4 protein-coding genes are annotated in these 2,511 nt (G+C 57.7%); 1 reads left to right on the forward strand and 3 read right to left on the reverse strand.

Annotated elements, in window-relative coordinates; translation table 11 throughout:
* On the reverse strand, positions 1-649 hold a 649-nt coding region (locus tag Q0M74_RS13835), incomplete at its 3' end, for a diaminopimelate dehydrogenase (protein ID WP_293955441.1).
* 66 nt (positions 650-715) lie between these two features.
* Here Q0M74_RS13835 and Q0M74_RS13840 point away from each other — a divergent pair.
* On the forward strand, positions 716-1,531 hold the full coding sequence (locus Q0M74_RS13840) for a PHB depolymerase family esterase (protein WP_293955443.1): 816 nt from the start codon (positions 716-718) through the stop codon (positions 1,529-1,531).
* 9 nt (positions 1,532-1,540) lie between these two features.
* On the opposite strand, the gene Q0M74_RS13845 is transcribed toward Q0M74_RS13840, so the two are convergent.
* Together Q0M74_RS13845 and Q0M74_RS13850 are read right to left on the reverse strand one after the other, a co-directional pair.
* Entirely contained in the window at positions 1,541-1,933 is a 393-nt protein-coding gene (locus tag Q0M74_RS13845; RefSeq protein WP_293955446.1) for a hypothetical protein, read from the reverse strand.
* Positions 1,934-1,959: 26 nt separating this feature from the next.
* On the reverse strand, positions 1,960-2,511 hold a 552-nt coding region (locus Q0M74_RS13850), incomplete at its 5' end, for an HAD hydrolase family protein (RefSeq protein WP_293955448.1).

The following is a 2,511-nucleotide window of genomic DNA, read 5'->3' on the forward strand; positions in this document are numbered from 1 at the left end:
CCATGGTGCGGATCTCATTCTCGATGCGCTCCTGCTCGGGCTCAGGGGCCACCACATAGCAGTGGCGCTGGTGGGTCTGCTTGCCGGTCAGGCCCTCAGCCTCACCGCGGCGGGCCTTCTCCAGCGCTTCCTCAGACGGCAGTGTGTACTGGACGGCCTTCTGGACACCGTTGATGCGTCGCAAAGCATCGGAGTGCCCCTGGGACAGGCCTGGACCCCAGAAGGTGTGCTGCTGGTGCTCGGTGAGCATGGCAGCACCGTAGACACGGTTGATAGAGAACATGCCTGGATCCCAACCGGTGGAGACAACAGAGACGTTGCCGGCTGCCTTGGCTGCCTCGTCCATCACCTGGCGGTGGCGTGGGACATCGCGGTGGTTGTCATAGGTGTCCACGGTGCAGGCAAATGCGGCGAAGCCTGGAGCCTGCTCTGGGATGTCGGTGGCTGAGCCCATGCAGAGAAAGAGAAGATCCACGTCATCGGTGTGCTTCTCAACATCCTCAACATTGAACACTGGGGTTGCGGTGTCAAGAGTGTCGCGGCGGGAGAAGATTCCCACCAGTTCCATGTCAGGTTCCTTGGCGATGAGCTTTTCCACACTCTTACCCAGGTTTCCATAACCGACGATTGCTGCGCGGATCTTTGTCATTTCCTATCCTCCAGGATGGTGCGGGTGGGTTTCTCCCCCGAGCATACTGCCGTGCATACTGAAAACATGATCAGGGGAACGTTGGAACACCAGGATAGGGAACGAACATTCACCATCATCGAGCCGGAAAACCCCAGTGGGGAGCTTTTTGTGTTCTTCCACGGGTCACAGCAATCAGGCACTGTCACCAGGAAATTCACCAATTTCACCTTTGATAATCTGGCCAACCGTGGTGCTTTTGTGGTTTATCCCGATGGTGTGGAACAACACTTCAATGATTCGCGTCTCGGGCTGGATGAAAAGACCCGACACCTTGATATTGATGACGTCGGATTCTTCATCAAATTGCTCAGCTACATGCATGAGCATCATGGGATTACCCGGGTGTTCATCGCTGGTTATTCCAATGGTGGGCAGATGGTGCTGCGCTTGATGCATGAGGTTCCGAAGATGATTTCCGGGGCGGCCACCATCGCAGCCAACCTTCCCACTGCCGATAACACACTCCCGGAGGTGCTCCGGATGAAACCCCACCCCATCCCTTACCTGGCCATGGCTGGCACAGCGGATCCCTTCTCCCCTTATACGGGTGGGGATGCCGGCATCGGGTCCCGGCACCGGCGGGGACAGGGGCTCTCGGCACCGGATTCAGCGGCCTACTTCGCCAGGCGCAATGGCTTATCCGGGGCGAAAACCACCCGCACGCGTCCTTCCGGCGCGGTGGTGGTGGATCGCTGGGAGGGTGAGGCCCCGGTGGAGTTGTGGACACTGATTGGGGTCGGCCACCTGGTTCCCAGTGACAAGAAATACCCTGATTTTTTAGGCCCCTCCACCGATGCACTCATTGCCGCCGAGGTCATCGCCGACTTCTTTGAGCTTTAACCTAGAGGGTCAACCGGCAGCTTTGTGGACCAGGCCGCGGAGTTTCGCTTCGAATTTATCGCTCAACGCCACCACCGCATAGGCGGTGGGCCAGAACTCCCCTTCATCCAACAGTGCCTCCTCATTGAAACCTATGGTGGCATAACGGGTCTCATGTTTGGATGCAGGCTGGAAGAACACCACCACCTTGCCATCACGGGCATAGGAGGGAAATCCGTACCAGGTTTTGGCATCCAGGTGCGGTGCTTCATCCGCCACCACGCGGTGGAGGAGTTCTGCGATGTCTCGGTCGAGACCGTCGAGGGCAGCGATTGTTTCCTCGCAAAGCTTGGCTTCCCGCAGCTTTTTCGCAGAACCATTGCCACCGGCTTCAGCGCGCAGTTCAGCTGCGCGCTGTCGCATTGCGACCAGTTCCCCTTCGCTGAAGGTCACAGCTGTGTTCTCCGTATGAGCCCCAGCTCCAGGAATGCCTTGGCCAGGCCAGCCTCGGCGACGCTCTCGGTGACCAGGTCTGCGATCTCCTTGAGATCATCAGAGGCATCACCCATGGCAACTCCCATGGCGCTTGCTTCAAACAGGGAGATGTCACGGTTACTGTCACCAAAGGCAATGGTGTCCTCTTGGCGGGCATTGAGGAATTTCAGCAGACGGGCCACAGCCTCATGTTTGGACACGCCACCCATGCTGACGGAGCCAAAGAGATTATCCTCGCCGAAATTGCCCCAGGTGGTGTGTTCCAGCTTGGGGAAATGTTCACGTGTCGCCTCAAAATCCTCATAGGAGTTGAGGATATAACTGATCTTGTTCACATCATCGCGGTAGAGACTCTCCCGCCAGATCATCTTGGGGTAGAAGTCACGGGTGGTCATCGGATCGAGGCCCTTTTCCTCAGCCAGACGTCCGAGCAGGGCATCGCCGGCTTCCTCATAGCCCTTACTTCCGTAGAGACCATTGTTGGATTCCAGGTAGAACTCACAGCC

The sequence above is a fragment of the uncultured Corynebacterium sp. genome (genome assembly GCF_945649885.1).
GTDB lineage: Bacteria > Actinomycetota > Actinomycetes > Mycobacteriales > Mycobacteriaceae > Corynebacterium.